General features: G+C 65.9%; 14 protein-coding genes and 1 tRNA gene. 8 read left to right on the forward strand and 7 right to left on the reverse strand.

Annotation, left to right across the window (positions count from 1 at the left end):
- Nucleotides 1-174 precede the first annotated feature (174 nt).
- Together tsf and rpsB are read right to left on the reverse strand one after the other, a co-directional pair.
- Nucleotides 175-1014, reverse strand: a complete 840-nt coding sequence (gene tsf, locus H4W26_RS04660; RefSeq protein ID WP_192590959.1) for a translation elongation factor Ts — start codon at nucleotides 1012-1014, stop codon at nucleotides 175-177.
- An 18-nt stretch (nucleotides 1015-1032) separates the two neighbouring features.
- Nucleotides 1033-1938 carry a 30S ribosomal protein S2 gene (gene rpsB, locus H4W26_RS04665; protein ID WP_192590960.1) on the reverse strand — a complete coding sequence of 302 codons (906 nt, stop codon included), beginning with the start codon at nucleotides 1936-1938 and terminating at the stop codon, nucleotides 1033-1035.
- 384 nt (nucleotides 1939-2322) lie between these two features.
- On the opposite strand from rpsB, the gene H4W26_RS04670 reads away from it, so the two are divergent.
- Nucleotides 2323-2925, forward strand: a complete 603-nt coding sequence (locus H4W26_RS04670; RefSeq protein WP_192590961.1) for a M23 family metallopeptidase — start codon at nucleotides 2323-2325, stop codon at nucleotides 2923-2925.
- 74 nt (nucleotides 2926-2999) lie between these two features.
- Nucleotides 3000-4259 carry an FUSC family protein gene (locus H4W26_RS04675; RefSeq protein ID WP_318779770.1) on the forward strand — a complete coding sequence of 420 codons (1260 nt, stop codon included), beginning with the start codon at nucleotides 3000-3002 and terminating at the stop codon, nucleotides 4257-4259.
- A 47-nt stretch (nucleotides 4260-4306) separates the two neighbouring features.
- Here the strand turns inward: H4W26_RS04675 and H4W26_RS04680 are convergent, their stop codons facing one another.
- Nucleotides 4307-5410, reverse strand: coding sequence for a glycosyltransferase family 4 protein (locus H4W26_RS04680; RefSeq protein WP_192592019.1), 1104 nt, complete (start codon nucleotides 5408-5410; stop codon nucleotides 4307-4309).
- A gap of 66 nt (nucleotides 5411-5476) precedes the next feature.
- Here H4W26_RS04680 and H4W26_RS04685 point away from each other — a divergent pair, with 66 nt between their 5' ends.
- The 4 genes from H4W26_RS04685 (at nucleotide 5477) to H4W26_RS04700 (ending at nucleotide 8406) form a co-directional block, all read left to right on the forward strand.
- Complete coding sequence (locus H4W26_RS04685) at nucleotides 5477-6535, forward strand: zinc-dependent alcohol dehydrogenase (protein WP_192590962.1); 1059 nt, start codon at nucleotides 5477-5479, stop codon at nucleotides 6533-6535.
- A 44-nt stretch (nucleotides 6536-6579) separates the two neighbouring features.
- Nucleotides 6580-6966 (forward strand): 6-pyruvoyl trahydropterin synthase family protein, encoded by a 387-nt coding sequence (locus H4W26_RS04690; RefSeq protein WP_192590963.1) that lies wholly within the window; start codon nucleotides 6580-6582, stop codon nucleotides 6964-6966.
- 70 nt (nucleotides 6967-7036) lie between these two features.
- Nucleotides 7037-7110 (forward strand) — tRNA-Ile (locus H4W26_RS04695).
- 87 nt (nucleotides 7111-7197) lie between these two features.
- Nucleotides 7198-8406, forward strand: a complete 1209-nt coding sequence (locus H4W26_RS04700) for a PQQ-dependent sugar dehydrogenase (protein ID WP_192590964.1) — start codon at nucleotides 7198-7200, stop codon at nucleotides 8404-8406.
- A 92-nt stretch (nucleotides 8407-8498) separates the two neighbouring features.
- Here the strand turns inward: H4W26_RS04700 and H4W26_RS04705 are convergent, their stop codons facing one another.
- The 3 genes from H4W26_RS04705 to H4W26_RS04715 are packed head-to-tail and all read right to left on the reverse strand — an operon-like array spanning nucleotide 8499 to nucleotide 11281.
- Nucleotides 8499-9734, reverse strand: a complete 1236-nt coding sequence (locus H4W26_RS04705; RefSeq protein ID WP_192590965.1) for a glycosyltransferase — start codon at nucleotides 9732-9734, stop codon at nucleotides 8499-8501.
- Nucleotides 9734-10369 carry a CDP-alcohol phosphatidyltransferase family protein gene (locus tag H4W26_RS04710; protein ID WP_192590966.1) on the reverse strand — a complete coding sequence of 212 codons (636 nt, stop codon included), beginning with the start codon at nucleotides 10367-10369 and terminating at the stop codon, nucleotides 9734-9736. The genes H4W26_RS04705 and H4W26_RS04710 overlap by 1 nt, the downstream gene beginning before the upstream one ends.
- Nucleotides 10370-10378: 9 nt before the next feature.
- Nucleotides 10379-11281, reverse strand: coding sequence for a phage holin family protein (locus H4W26_RS04715; RefSeq protein WP_192590967.1), 903 nt, complete (start codon nucleotides 11279-11281; stop codon nucleotides 10379-10381).
- A 68-nt stretch (nucleotides 11282-11349) separates the two neighbouring features.
- Between H4W26_RS04715 and H4W26_RS04720 the strand changes: the two genes are divergently transcribed.
- Nucleotides 11350-11796, forward strand: a complete 447-nt coding sequence (locus tag H4W26_RS04720) for a TM2 domain-containing protein (protein WP_192590968.1) — start codon at nucleotides 11350-11352, stop codon at nucleotides 11794-11796.
- Nucleotides 11797-11850: 54 nt separating this feature from the next.
- Here H4W26_RS04720 and H4W26_RS04725 read toward each other — a convergent pair whose 3' ends face one another.
- Nucleotides 11851-12723 (reverse strand): siderophore-interacting protein, encoded by an 873-nt coding sequence (locus H4W26_RS04725; RefSeq protein ID WP_318779771.1) that lies wholly within the window; start codon nucleotides 12721-12723, stop codon nucleotides 11851-11853.
- Between the two features lie 236 nt (nucleotides 12724-12959).
- Between H4W26_RS04725 and H4W26_RS04730 the strand changes: the two genes are divergently transcribed.
- Nucleotides 12960-13406 (forward strand): Hsp20/alpha crystallin family protein, encoded by a 447-nt coding sequence (locus H4W26_RS04730; RefSeq protein WP_192590969.1) that lies wholly within the window; start codon nucleotides 12960-12962, stop codon nucleotides 13404-13406.
- Nucleotides 13407-13488: the final 82 nt, after the last annotated feature.

Here is a 13488-nt window from a genome sequence, read left to right on the forward strand (position 1 = left end):
GGCGGAATGCAGGGCGTGGCGGGACGACGTCGGGGCTGGACCCTGAGATCCAGGGGTGTGGGCACAGAAAAGGGGGTGACCACCTCGTGTGAAGTGGTCACCCCCTTGACGTCTGGACTGATGAATCGCGACCAGTCTAATGGGACGCGAGGCTCAGTTCAGCAGTATCGCGTGTCAGGCTCCGACGCGGAAGCGAGCCAGACCCTTGGCCGAGGCGCCAGCGGACTCGAGGACCTGGGTGACGGTCTTCTTCGGGTCCTTGGCGAACGGCTGGTCAACCAGGACATTGTCCTTGAAGTACGCGTTGGTGCGTCCTTCAATGATCTTCGTCATGGCCTGCTCCGGCTTGTTCTCGGCGCGGGCGGTCTCCTCGGCGATGCGGCGCTCGTTCTCCACCGTCTCGGAGGGGACCTCGTCGCGGGTCAGGAACTGCGGGGACAGTGCGGCGGCGTGCACCGCGATGTCGTGTGCAGCTTCCTTCGCGGCGTCCGAGTCAGCGTCGACGGCGAAGAGCACGCCGACCTGTGCCGGGAGATCCTTGGAGGTCTTGTGCAGGTAGGCGTCCACGAAGGCGCCTTCCAGCTTGGCAAGACGACGGACGACGACCTTCTCGCCCAGGATCGCGCCTTCTTCGGTGACCACGTCGGAGAGCTTCTTGCCGTCGACCTCAGCCTCGAGCAGTGCTTCCACGGTGTCCACGTCATGGGCGACGGCGGTCGCGAGGACCGTGTCGGTCAGCGCGACGAACTTCGCGGACTTTGCCACGAAGTCGGTCTCGGCGTTGACCTCGATCAGGTAGCCCTTGGTGCCGTCGACGACCTTGGCGGTGACCAGGCCCTCTGCGGCGGAGCGTCCCTCGCGCTTGGCAGCGCCCTTGAGACCCTTGATGCGGATGCCTTCGATGGCCTTGTCGACGTCGCCGTCGGCCTCGTCGAGAGCTTTCTTGACGTCCATCATGCCGGCGCCGGTGCGCTCGCGCAGGGCCTTGATGTCAGCAGCGGTGTAATTCGCCATAGAAACGCAGTTCCTCTCTTACTTGGCTTCTTCAGCCGAAGCTTCGGTGGACTCGGTGGACTCTGCGGCGGGTGCTTCAGCAGCCTGCTCGGACTGCTCAGCCTGTGCAGGCTCCTCAGTCTTCGCCGGCGCTTCGGCCGTCGCGGTCTGCTCGGTGGCGTGCTGCTCGAGCAGTTCACGCTCCCACTCGGCCATCGGCTCTGCGGCAGTGCCGGAGCCGCCGCCGCGCTTGGATTCGCGAGCCATAAGGCCATCGGCCACGGCGTCGGCGATCACACGAGTCAGCAGGTCCACGGACCGGATGGCATCGTCGTTGCCCGGGATCGGGTAGTTGACGTCATCGGGATCGCAGTTGGTGTCGAGGATGGCGATCACGGGGATGCCCAGCTTCTTGGCCTCGTCGACGGCAAGGTGTTCCTTGTTGGTGTCGACGATCCAGATGGCTGACGGGGTCTTGGTGAGGTTGCGGATACCACCGAGGTTGGACTGCAGCTTGGTGAGCTCGCGGCGGAGCAGCAGCAGTTCCTTCTTGGTGTGACCGGAGCCGGCGACGTCGTCGAAGTCGATCTCCTCGAGCTCCTTCATGCGCTGGACGCGCTTGGAGACCGTCTGGAAGTTGGTCAGCATGCCGCCGAGCCAACGGTGGTTGACGTAGGGCTGGCCGACGCGGGTGGCCTGCTCGGCGATGGCTTCCTGGCCCTGCTTCTTGGTGCCGACGAACAGGACGGAGCCGCCGTGGGCGACAGTCTGCTTGACGAATTCGTAGGCGTTGTCGATGTAGGACAGCGACTGCTGGAGGTCAACGATGTAGATACCGTTGCGCTCGGTGAAGATGAAGCGCTTCATCTTCGGGTTCCAGCGGCGAGTCTGGTGTCCGAAGTGGACGCCGGAGTCGAGCAGCTGGCGCATGGTGACGACAGGCATGGTATTTCCTTTCAATGCCGGGCTTGGAACACGCAGAGTGAACCTGGTGCAGCTCCGGCTGGGATTCTCGGTTGGACAATGGCCCGGTTCTCTCGGGCTCCTGGCAGAGAAGGGAGTTCTCCCGCGATCCTCGCCACATCTGAGCGACCTGAATGGACGCCTGGGATGCGGACCGATGAGAATCGCCCCGATTGCTCGGGCAGTCTCTGCGCGTAGTCAGCTGATCCAGGCGTGCGTAGGCACACCAGTGTCAACTGCTGGGGTTCAGCTTAGCGGCTCGACGGCGTTTTCCCCAACCGTCCCCAGGCTCCCTCGACACCGTCGGCTCTCCCCAGATCGAGGCCATGCTCCCGATGGAGATGCTCAGCGCGGCAGGCTCATGCCATGAACGCCATTGAGCCTGTTCCTCCGAGGCGCCGGCCGCTGTCTCCGCGCCGACTCTCGAGCTTCTTCCTGCTTCTGCTGGCCCTGGCGCTGGCGACCTCCTCGGCTGCCCCGATCCCTGCCTCGGGGGAGGATTCTCCCCCCGCACCGAGTTCCCGCATCGACCAGCAGACGCCGGGTCCCTGGCGCAGCCCGGTGTCAGCCGCGGAACTTCGTCCCTTTGCTGCTCCGCCATCCCCCTGGGGTGCTGGGCACCGCGGGGTGGACCTGGGTCCTCTCTCCGCAGGTGCCACCATTCGCGCTCCGGCCGATGGGCAGGTGAGCTTCGCCGGGGTGGTGGTGGACCGTCCCGTGCTCTCGATCGAGCACGGGTCCGGGTACCTGAGCTCCTTCGAACCGGTGGAAGGATCCCTGGAGGTCGGAGATGCTGTCTCGACGGGAGATCCGGTGGGAACCCTTGCCCCGAGCAAAGGTCACTGCACAGCACCCTGCCTGCACTGGGGTGTGCGCCTGCACGGGGACTACATCAATCCGCTGCTGCTCACCGGGGACCTCGAACCCTCGGTGTTGCTTCCGCTGGGGGATGATGAACGAAGGCGGTGACGTCCTCCCGCCGCAGTGTCAGAATATTCTCATCAGTCTCGTCAGCGACCATCGACCCAGAAGGAGGAGCACGAGTGGCCCAAAGTTCCACCGACGATGCGATGAACCCGCACGATCAGGACCAGCGAAACCGGGAACAGCGCGATCAAGACCAGCGTGAGATGGACCAGCGCGAGCGCGACGCCGAGAACTCCTCACAGCGAGCCCCTTCCCTGCGCGAGCCCACCAACTGGTTGACGGAGCTGGGGAGGCGACCGGAGTTCCTCACCGATGTGCTGCAGGTCCTGAAGACCGTGATCGCGGGAACCCTCGCCTGGTGGATCTCCACCTCGGTGCTGGATTCCGAACTGGCGTTCCTGGCCCCATGGACCGCGCTGCTCACGGTCCACGCCACGGTCCACCGTTCACTCTCCCACGGCATTCAGACCACCATCGCCTCCACCATCGGTGTCGGCCTCTCCTTCGTGATCGGCTACTTCTTGGGCGTGAGCCTGTGGACCTTCGCACTGGCGCTGCTCGTGGGCGTCACCGCGGCCCGGATCTCTTGGATCCGGGATGAGGGGGTCGCGATCGCCACGACGGCGATCTTCGTGCTGGGCAGCGGCTTCGATGATCAGGCTCCGCTGCTCAACGACCGCATCCTCGAGGTCGCCATCGGCGTGGCCGCAGGAGTGCTCGTCAACCTCTTGATCCTGCCGCCGCTGCGGGACAAACAGGCGGGTCGCTACGTGGACAGCATCAACGAGCGCATGGGCAGCGTCCTGGTGAGCATCTCCCGAGAATTCTCCGACTCCTGGGACACCGATAAGGCTGAGTCCTGGTTCCAGGAGACGGAATCGATGACGCAGGAACTGAATTCGGCCTGGACCGTCGTCCGCTTCGCCCGGGAATCACGGCGCGCGAATCCGCGAGCGCGCCAGGGACGCCAGAGCCTCGAGCAGAGCAGCTGGAATGCCGAAGAGGCCAGCTACGAAGAGATCCTCGAACGCGCCGACGAGGGCATCTCACACCTGCGCCACCTGGCTCGCACCCTGCGCGAAGCGACATACACCGACGGCGACTGGGATCATGACTTCCGCGAACGGTGGGCCAGGATCGTCGGCGACGTCGGCCGAGCGATCGCAGACCCCGATGCAGAGGTCGCTTCCCTGCACGAGGATCTGACCTCCTTGTCCACCGAGATGTCAGAGGACAAGGGGCTGCCCAAGACATCGTGGCCGATCTACGGGTCCCTGATCTCCAGCCTCCGGCACCTTGTCATCGTCGTCGACGACGTTGCCTCAGCGCGCCAAGCTCGCGAGGGTGGGGAAGAGAACCCCAGGGTCTCTGGCTAGCAGAGACTCGGTCGGACTCAGCGGAGCTCCGTCTGGCTGAGCAGCACTCAGCGGGAGCGGGCAGCGTTGCCGTGTCCGGCCAGCCGCTGCCCCAGCGCTACCAGACGTTCCGCCGAGTCCTCCCAAGAGAACTCGATGCTGCGCTCGCGCGCGGCGGCAGAGGCTCGGGCGAAATGGGCTGGGACCTCGAGCCTGCGGACCGCAGCGGCGAACGCCGCGGGATCCTGAGGCGGCACCAGCTGCGCACCGTCCTCGGACACTGCCGCTCCGCCGATCTCCCGAAAGATGGGCAGGTCGGAGAGGACGCACGGTGTACCGTGCGCCATCGCTTCCACGACTGGCAGACCGTAGCCCTCCGCCCGGGAAAGGGTGACGAGAGCCGTGGCGCTTTGCAGCAGTTCGCGGTACTCCGGCTCGGAGATGCCGCGGTGAAAGACCAGTTGCTCGGGATCCGCCGCGAGCGCGCGCAGCTGGCCCTCGCGGGTCTTCTCGATCGGGCTGCACAGATGAAGCGTGTACTCCGGCAGCCGGTTGAGCCCGGCGATCACGGATTCCACGTTCTTGTACCCCATGAAGGAGCCCATGTAGACGAGCTCTCGGCTCGGCGGGGCGCCCGGGTTCCGGGGGCAGTCCACGGCTGGTGGGGCATTGGAGACCAGCTCGACCGGTCGTCGGGTGAGGCGATGCTCCCGGATGAGCCGACGGGTGGTCTCCGAGACGGTGGCCACCGCATCAGCCTGGTTGAGCACCAGCCGCTGGGGCAGATAGCTCCAGTGGTAGGCCCGCCAGCCGAGTCGCACCGCGGCGGGAAGGTTCCTCGGCGGGGTGGGATGCTCGTAGTAGATGAGGTCATGGACCGTGAGGATCAGCGGATACCGGCGGCCAATTCCGCCCATGGTCTGCATCGGGGAGAACACCACGTCTGGCCGGTGCGGGTTCAGCTGCCGGGCCACCCAAGGCTCCCTCGCTGAGGTGGGCGAGGAAATGCGCAGATGCGGCAGGTCAGGCAGCAGGTTGAGCTGTTCCGGGTCGTGGATCAGCATGGTGACATCGGCCTTCTGCGCGGCAGCCTCCACGAGTGAGGCGGTGAACCGTGAGATGCCGTCGTGGACCCGGGTGCGGGTGTACCGGCAGTCGAAGAAGAGCTTCAGCACCCCCTGATTCTGGCACAGCGCCTGGAATCATCTCAGGCGGACACCTCTGGCATGATGACAGTCATGAGCGAGTCACGTGTCACCGGTGTCAGTCAGCACGAACAGGGCGCGACTGGACTGCCCAGCACCTCTCGTCAGTACTGGACGGAGGCCGCGCACACCGGGGCGCTGCGCGAGGTCCGCCTGCCACAGACCGGCCCCGGAGAGGTGCTCATCGAGACGCTGCACAGCGGGATCTCTCGGGGCACCGAATCGGTCGTGCACCGCGGCGAGGTCCCGGACAATGTCACCTCCATCATGCAGGCCCCCTTCCAGCTCGGTGAGCTCCCTTTCCCCGTCTCGCACGGCTATCTCAATGTGGGCGTGGTCCGCCAGGGCAGCGAGGAGCTGCTGGGCCGGACGGTCTTCACCCTTGCGGGTCACCGTGAACACGTCGTGGTGCCGGAGGCGGACTGCCATGTGCTGCCCGAGGACTGCCCCTCGGAACGTGCGGTCTTCGCAGGTATCGGAGAAGTCGCACTCAATGCGCTGTGGGAGGCCCCTGTGCTGGCAGGTGACCGGGTCGCCGTCGTCGGCGGCGGACTCATCGGCCTGACCACCGCGCTCTTCGCCTCGAAGCTCCCGCTGCAGCGCCTGCAGGTGGTGGAGATCGACGCCGAGCGGCGTGAGCTGATCCGTGAACTCGGCCTGGAGGCGGTGGCTCCCGAGGACGCCGCAGCAGACAACGATGCGGTGCTCCACAGTTCCGCCAGCTCCGCGGGCCTGGCCACGGCACTGCAGCTCGCCGGCGACGACGCCGTGATCGTGGAGCAGTCCTGGTACGGCACGGGCGAGCAGCAGATCCCACTCGGCGCCGATTTCCATGCGCGGCGACTGCGGATCGTCGCCACCCAGGTCGGCGAGGTTCCCGGTCCACGACGGATGCGCCGGACCCGAGGACAGCGACTGGCCACCGCACTGGGAATGCTGGACCCGCGTTTCGACATGCTCATCAGCGGTCGCTCCCCGCTGGCCGAGCTTCCCAGTGTGATGCGCGACGTCGCCTCCGGGGCGCCCTGGACACGAGACCAGATCCTGCACATCATCGACCACCCGCTGACCGAGAACCACGCCTTCGGCTGACACCCCCCTCGCGCCGGAACCACGACGAACCCCCAAGGAGAACCATGAGCCGCTTCCGCCTGACCGTCGATGACCACATCATGATCGCGCACAGCCTGAACGACCCGTTCTTCGGGCCCGCGCAGAACCTCCACGGTGCGACGCTGAGCATCCAGGCCAGCTTCTTCCGTGACAGCCTGAACGAGTTCGGGGTCGTGATGGACATCGGGGCAGCCTCGGAGCTGCTCGCCAGCACGCTCGAGCCGCTGCGCTATCAGAACCTGGACGAGCTCGAAGAGTTCCGGGACCGGTTCACCACCACCGAGGTCATCATCGAGCACATCGCCCAGCGCCTGGCCGCCGGACTTCCGGCCGGTCATGGACTCAGCGCGGTCGAGGTGGAGGCCGAGGAGCACCCACGCGCTCGAGCCTCCGTCAGGGTTCAGCTTTAGCCGGACCGGCTCGGTAGTATGTCTCAGTGTCCTCGGCTGACAGATCAAGACCGCACGGCGGAGGACACGAGGGGCGTTAGCTCAGTCGGTTAGAGCAGAGGACTCATAATCCTTTTGTCCTGGGTTCAAGTCCCAGACGCCCTACAAGCACCCCGCGCGCCCTCCGCCGCCACAACCCGGAGTGCCGTCACAACCCGCAGTGGTCCGGTCACGATGAACTAGGGTCGGTTCATGGGACGTCTTCCTGTCATCACCGCCGGACTCTCCACCGCGATCCTCCTTTCGAGCTGCGCTGACGCAGAGCCGAACGCCGAGTCTGATTCCGCCGTCGGCGCGGCAAGCACCCCCGCCTCAGCAGACACAGACACGAGCTCGGCGTCCGAGGACGGCGAACCTTTCACCGTGGAAGAACAGGGCAGCTACGACTCCCCGTGGGCGCTGGAGTTCCTCCCCGGAACCGAGCAGATGCTCATCACCACACGCACCGGCGAGCTCCTGCTCCGCAGCACCGAGGATTCCACCGACGCAGCAGAGACCAGCGTGGAGGGTCTGCCCGAGGACATTGTCGTCGATGGTCAGGGCGGTCTGGGCGACGTCGTCGTCGCACCTGATTTCGAGGACAGCCAGCGGGTCTACCTGAGCTGGGTCGCCTCCGGTGATGGCGGCACAGGCGCCGTCGTCGGTCACGCACGCCTGGTCGTCTCGGGCTCCTCGGCTGAGCTGCAGGACCTCACCGTGATCTGGGAACAGCGTCCCAAGACCTCCGGCTCCGGACACTTCTCCCATCGGCTGGCCTTCAGCCCCGACGGGGAGCACCTCTTCGTCACCTCCGGCGACCGGCAGCAGATGAGCCCTGCTCAGGATCTCGCCAGCGGTCTCGGCAAGGTCATGCGGCTGACCCCCGAGGGTGAGCCCGCAGACGGGAATCCCTTCGCGGAGGAAGGCGGCGTCTCGTCCGAGATCTGGACCTGGGGCCACCGCAATCCGTTGGGCATCGACGTCACCGAAGATGGCCAGTTGTGGGTCTCCGAGATGGGCCCCGAGGGTGGCGATGAGCTCAACCTGCTGCAGGAGGGCGAGAACTACGGGTGGCCCGAGGCCTCCAACGGCTCGCACTACGGCGGGGGCGACATCCCCGATCACAGCGAAGCCGATGGGTTCGCCGCGCCCGCCACCTCGTGGACACCGTCCATCTCCCCCGGCAGCCTGATGATCTATCAGGGCGAGCTGTTCTCCGACTGGACCGGTGACGCCGTGATGGGCGCGCTCTCCGGGCAGGCTCTGGTGCGCGTCGACCTGGACGGCCAGTCAGCGGGCGAGGAGCAGATCTGGGATATGGGCGCGCGGATCCGCGACGTGGAGGAGGCCCCGGATGGGAGCATCTGGGTGGTCGAAGACGGTGACGGGGCAGCGCTGCTGCGCCTGACTCCCCCGGACTAGGCTCGGGCAGGGCCTAGGTCAGCGCGGGCAGGGCCCGGTCAGCGCCGGCGGCGCCATTCCGCGTCAGCGAAGTCCGACCAGCCCCGGGTGCGCTACTGGCCGCTGTTCTTGTACTGGTTCTCCACCCAGTCTGCGCCGCGGTAGAGCTCTTCGAAGGCATCCATCGTGGTCGTGATGCTGTGACGGCCCGCCATCTCTCGGCTGCGCTCCCCCATGGCCGCCCGACCGGACGCATCCCGCGAGAGAACACGGACCAGACCCTCGGCCAGTTCCTTGGCGTTTCCGGGCTCGAAGAGATAGCCGTTGACGCCCTCATCGACCAGGTGCGGCAGGGCCAGCGCGTCGGCCAGCACCACCGGCAGGCCTGCGGACATCGCCTCCAGGGAGACCAGCGACTGCAGCTCGGCGGTGCCGGGCTGAACGAACACATCGGCCTGCAGATAGGCCAGGCGCAGCTCCTCCTCCGTCACGTGCCCACGCATGCGCACACGGTCGCCCAGCCCCAGGGTAGCGATCTTCTCGGCAAGCACATCGCGCTGCTCCCCGTCGCCGACGATGTCCAGGCCGATGTTCAGCGCCGGGTCGGTCTCCGCGATGGCGTCGATCAGCACGTCCACGTTCTTCTCCACCGCGAGTCGCCCCACGAAGAGCACCGTGGGTCGGTCCGGTCGGGTGAGCGCCTCACCGGGCTGCACACGGTAGTGCGCGAGGTCGATCCCGTTGGAGAGCGGCAGCACGTTCTTGAATCCTGCGCGTTCCATCATGGTTCGCGCCGCCAGCGGCGTGGGGGTGGTCACCACGGCCGCCTTGCCCATGAGCCGGCCCATATCGCGCCAGGAGTTCTTCGCCACGATCCGGCGGAACCATGCGGGGAACGGCAGGAACGGGTCCAGGTTCTCAGGCATGAAGTGGTTTGTGGCGATGGTCCGCAGGCCACGGTCGGACGCGGCGTCGATGGCTGCCTTGCCGATCATGTAGTGGCACTGCACGTGGACCACATCCGGCTTGAGCTCGTCCATGAGCCGACCCATGGCCGGCTCGATGAGCCAGGGCAGGCAGAGCCGGATGTACTCGTGGGTCGGCGCCTTGAAGGACCTGAACCGGTGCACGGTGGCTTCTTCGGTGTGTTCGACCATGTCCGGTCCACGCTCGGTGCGGGCTGCCGCGATGTGGACCTCGTGGCCGCGGGCTGCCATGTTCTTCGCCAGACGATGGGAGAAGACTGCGGCCCCGTTGACGTCGGGAGGGTAGGTGTCGGCGGCGATCAGGATGCGGAGTTTCTCAGGGGGCTCACTGCGGGGAGCCTCGGCGGGCACAGTGTTGACCATCAGGCGGTCGAATCCTCCTCGATGCCCGGCCGGCGCTGTTCGCGTCGCTGCCGCCGCGCCTTGTTCTGGGCTTTTATGAAGTAGTCGGCTGAAGCAATGATATGCATCCCAGAGCCCGCGGCCAGGAGCACCACGGCGATGGCGGGGAGCATGCCCTGGTGCAGGCTTGCGCCCAGCAGCGCCATCGGCAGACCGATCAGCAGGCAGGCGGTGCGGAGCTTGCCCAGCAGGGTGATGTCCAGGTCCGGCGGCCCTTTGAAGAGCACGTAGGTGTTGATGGAGAGGATGACGTCCGGGATGACGATCGCCAGCACGACCCACACCGGAGCGATGTCGAAGACCACGAGCGTCGCGGTGACGATGATCAGCGAGAGCCGATCTGCCAGCGGGTCCAGCCATCGTCCGACCGTGCTGAGCTGGTCGAAGCGACGGGCGATGTAGCCATCGATCCAGTCGGTGCTCGAGAGTGCCACCAGAACCCAGAAGGCCGTCATGAAGCGGTCCTGTGCGACCAGCCCGACGAACACCGGGATGAGCAGGAAGCGCAGCACGGTCACGACATTGGGCGCGGTCCAGAAGCCCTCATGGATGGTGTACTCGAAACCCTCTCGGGTTCCGGCACCGATGAATCTCACCTGCGCAGTTTATTTCTTCACAAGCTCGCGAAGGAAGACGGCTCCGGCAGCGGCAGAGCCGGCGACGACGGCGAGCGGCTTCCACCGCGCGGCCACGTGTTCTCCGGCCGCGTGCGCGGTGGACTCATGAGTTCCTGGCTCGGCCGAGCCAGTGCTGCGACGGTCCGCGCGGGGCGGCTTGGCCGTTCCGCCCTTGGTGGCGCGGCTGGTCTTGTCCTTGTTGGTCTTGTCTTTGCTGGTCTTGTCACGGCTGGTCTTCTCGCGAACGGTCTCGCCGATCTGCTTGGTCCCAGTGGTGATCTGGTCCTGGAGCGTGGCGAGATGTTCGCGGCGCAGCGCGGTCCGGCGCAGCAGCTCGCTGTAGCTCGGGGCCGTGGGCTCTCCGGCGCCGGGTGTCTTGGCGTCCTTCTTGGCCTGCTCGGCGGCCTCCCGCTTGGACTCCTCCTTCTCGCGGCGACGCTCAGCGTCCTCGCGGTCCAGGCTCTGCGGGTCGAAGCTGGTGCCTTCACGGGCCACACCGAGGTCCAGACGGAAGCCGCGGATGGCGTCTTCCGGCAGCAGCGGCATGGTCTTCTTGAGCTTGAGAAGCCCGATCAGCGCGAAGATCAGCGCAATGACCAGGAAGATGCCTGCCACGATCAGCGCGGCGGCCCATGCGTGGAAGACCAGCGAGAGGGCTGCGATGGCCGCGACGATGAGAGCCACCACGAGGAAGGCGAGGAACACGGCACCGACGGCCATGAGCGCCACGGCGATGCCGGCGGCCACACCCTTGGTCTTCATCTGGCTGATGGCCAGCTGGATCTCGTCGTTGATCTGCTTGGGGCCGAGTCGCAGGACGACCTTGATCACATCGAGCAACGATGTGCGGGGCGCCGTGCCCTTGGTGCGGCCAGTTTCTGGCTGAGACAAGTCAGCGCCTCCATGCTTGTGAGTGACAGGTGAGTTGATTACAAACTACCACCTATACCATGAGGGATATGGCTGATCAGTACGATTTCGAAGAGCTCTACGCCAACACCTATACGACTGCTGACCAGCTGGCGCATGAGACGGAGCCGACCTCGGAGAAACGTTTTGTGCCTGCTTGGGCCCTGACACTTTTCCTGGGTCCGACCGGCGCCCATCGGTGGTATCTCACTCGGTGGGTCTCAGCGCTGCTGATGCTGCTGAGCACCCTGGCCGGCGCCGTGCTTCTTGTCGCTGGGCAGCAGACTCTCGGGCTGCTCTGCGTGACCGTGGTGTTCGTGTGGACGTTGATCGATCTGATCATGCTGCTCACCGGGTCGATGCGTGACCGAGAGGATCTGCGACTGGCGGGGCACCGTGAGCGGGCCGGGCTCTGCGCCGCGATCACCGTGATCCTGCTGGCCCTGGTGCTGATGATCTCCCTGATGATCGGCACCAGTGCGGGCGTCACCGGCTGATCGGCCCGCGGCGCTGCCATCTCCGCCGGGGGTGAAGATCTCAGGTCGAGGACCTCAGTCGGGGTCGATCTGTCCCACCGGGGTGCGCTTCTCCGCTTGGAACTGGTCCTCGATGCGGCCGTGGGCCCAGTAGGCCGAGAGAGACATGCCCTTGCGCGGCAGCCCCTTGTCCTCGACCAGCAGTCGGCGGATCCGTTTGGTCTGCTCGCGCTCACCGTGGACGAAGACCTGCACGTCTCCGTCGGGGATGCTCAGCTCTGCGAGGTAGTCCGCGAGCATGGTCGTCTCCGGGCTGAAATCGGCTTCGCGGTGCAGCCACACCAGGTCCACGCCTGCAGGAACCGTCAAGGGCTGACGCTCCGATTCATCACGGATCTCGACGACGGCGACTCCGCGCGCGTCCTCGTCCATGGACTCGAGGGCGGAGGCGATGGCGGGAAGGGCGGCCTCATCCCCGGCGAGCAGGTGCCAGTCGGCCTCGCCACGCGGCGCGTAGGCGCTGCCGGGACCGAAGAAGCTGATCAGGTCTCCCGGCTGGGCGTTCTGCGCCCAGACTCCGGCGAGGCCTTCATCACCGTGCACCACGAAGTCGACCCAGATTTGTGAGTTCAGGTGATCCACGTGGCGGATCGTGTAGGTGCGTGTGACCGGCATCAGCTCGGTGGGCAGCTGCTCGCGCAGCGCCTCCATGTCGAAGGGGCGGCTCAGGTCCACGTCCTGCTGCGCGCTCGGATCGCGCTCCAGGGCGGCGGGCAGGAACAGCAGCTTGACGTATTGGTCGGTCGCCGGAGACTCGCCCACCGATTTGAACTCGATGGCATCGAAGCCGGGGCCGCCGAAGACCACCCGAGTCATATGTGGACTGAGCTGCTTCTTGGCCTCGACGCGGAGGACGTGCTGCACGCGTGGTTTCTTTGTCTTGGACACCAGCGCACTCTATTCCACTCTGCGGCAACAGGTCAGGTGACCCTTAGTTGAGACCCGAACTATGACGCACGCCTGCGTTGCTTGATCGGTCGCACACCACCTGCTCCAGTGGCCGAAAAAGTTGAGTGCACTATGCTCAACTTTGGAATATACTGAGTCCAGGTTCCGTTGGAACCGGTGCCGCAAGGCAAGAAACGTACCCGTTGAGCAATGAGTTGAAGGAGCTGATTGCTGTGATGAACACCTCTCTGACCCGCCTGGATCCGTTCACCCTCATCGATGACGTGTTCCGCACCATGCGCAGCCCAGGAGTGGACGCGGCGCAGCGCCAGTCGGGCTTCGTCCCACCCGTGGACGCCCACCGTGAGGATGAGGATCTGGTGCTGAGCGCCGACCTTCCGGGCATCGACCCGGACAAGGATGTCTCCGTGGAGCTGACCGGACGCACGTTGACGGTCTCCGGAGAACGCCGAAGCCAGACCGAAGCCGATGGCCTTCGCGAGGTCCGCTACGGATCCTTCTCCCGCACGATCACCCTGCCGAGCGAGGTCTCCGGCGATGCGATCACTGCGAACTACGAGTCCGGGGTGCTGAATGTCCGCGTGGCCGGGGTCTACGCCGCCGAACAGCCGCGCAAGATCCAGATCTCCTCCACCGAGCGCCAGCAGACGATCGATTCCTGACGCCACCCGCTGAGGGGCGGGCCACCCACCGCTGAGGGGCGGATTCTCCGACGAGTGTGACCCCATTGCGGGGTCAGATGCC

The organism is Nesterenkonia halotolerans (genome assembly GCF_014874065.1).
Taxonomy (GTDB): domain Bacteria; phylum Actinomycetota; class Actinomycetes; order Actinomycetales; family Micrococcaceae; genus Nesterenkonia; species Nesterenkonia halotolerans.

What these genes read in the sequence shown, in the direction of transcription:
- tsf (WP_192590959.1), bottom strand. Translation starts at nt 1,014, where the DNA reads ATGGCGAATTACACCGCTGCTGACATCAAGGCCCTGCGCGAGCGCACC.
- rpsB (WP_192590960.1), bottom strand. Translation starts at nt 1,938, where the DNA reads ATGCCTGTCGTCACCATGCGCCAGCTGCTCGACTCCGGCGTCCACTTC.
- H4W26_RS04670 (WP_192590961.1), top strand. Translation starts at nt 2,323, where the DNA reads ATGAACGCCATTGAGCCTGTTCCTCCGAGGCGCCGGCCGCTGTCTCCG.
- H4W26_RS04685 (WP_192590962.1), top strand. Translation starts at nt 5,477, where the DNA reads ATGAGCGAGTCACGTGTCACCGGTGTCAGTCAGCACGAACAGGGCGCG.
- H4W26_RS04690 (WP_192590963.1), top strand. Translation starts at nt 6,580, where the DNA reads ATGAGCCGCTTCCGCCTGACCGTCGATGACCACATCATGATCGCGCAC.
- H4W26_RS04700 (WP_192590964.1), top strand. Translation starts at nt 7,198, where the DNA reads ATGGGACGTCTTCCTGTCATCACCGCCGGACTCTCCACCGCGATCCTC.
- H4W26_RS04705 (WP_192590965.1), bottom strand. Translation starts at nt 9,734, where the DNA reads ATGGTCAACACTGTGCCCGCCGAGGCTCCCCGCAGTGAGCCCCCTGAG.
- H4W26_RS04720 (WP_192590968.1), top strand. Translation starts at nt 11,350, where the DNA reads ATGGCTGATCAGTACGATTTCGAAGAGCTCTACGCCAACACCTATACG.
- H4W26_RS04730 (WP_192590969.1), top strand. Translation starts at nt 12,960, where the DNA reads ATGAACACCTCTCTGACCCGCCTGGATCCGTTCACCCTCATCGATGAC.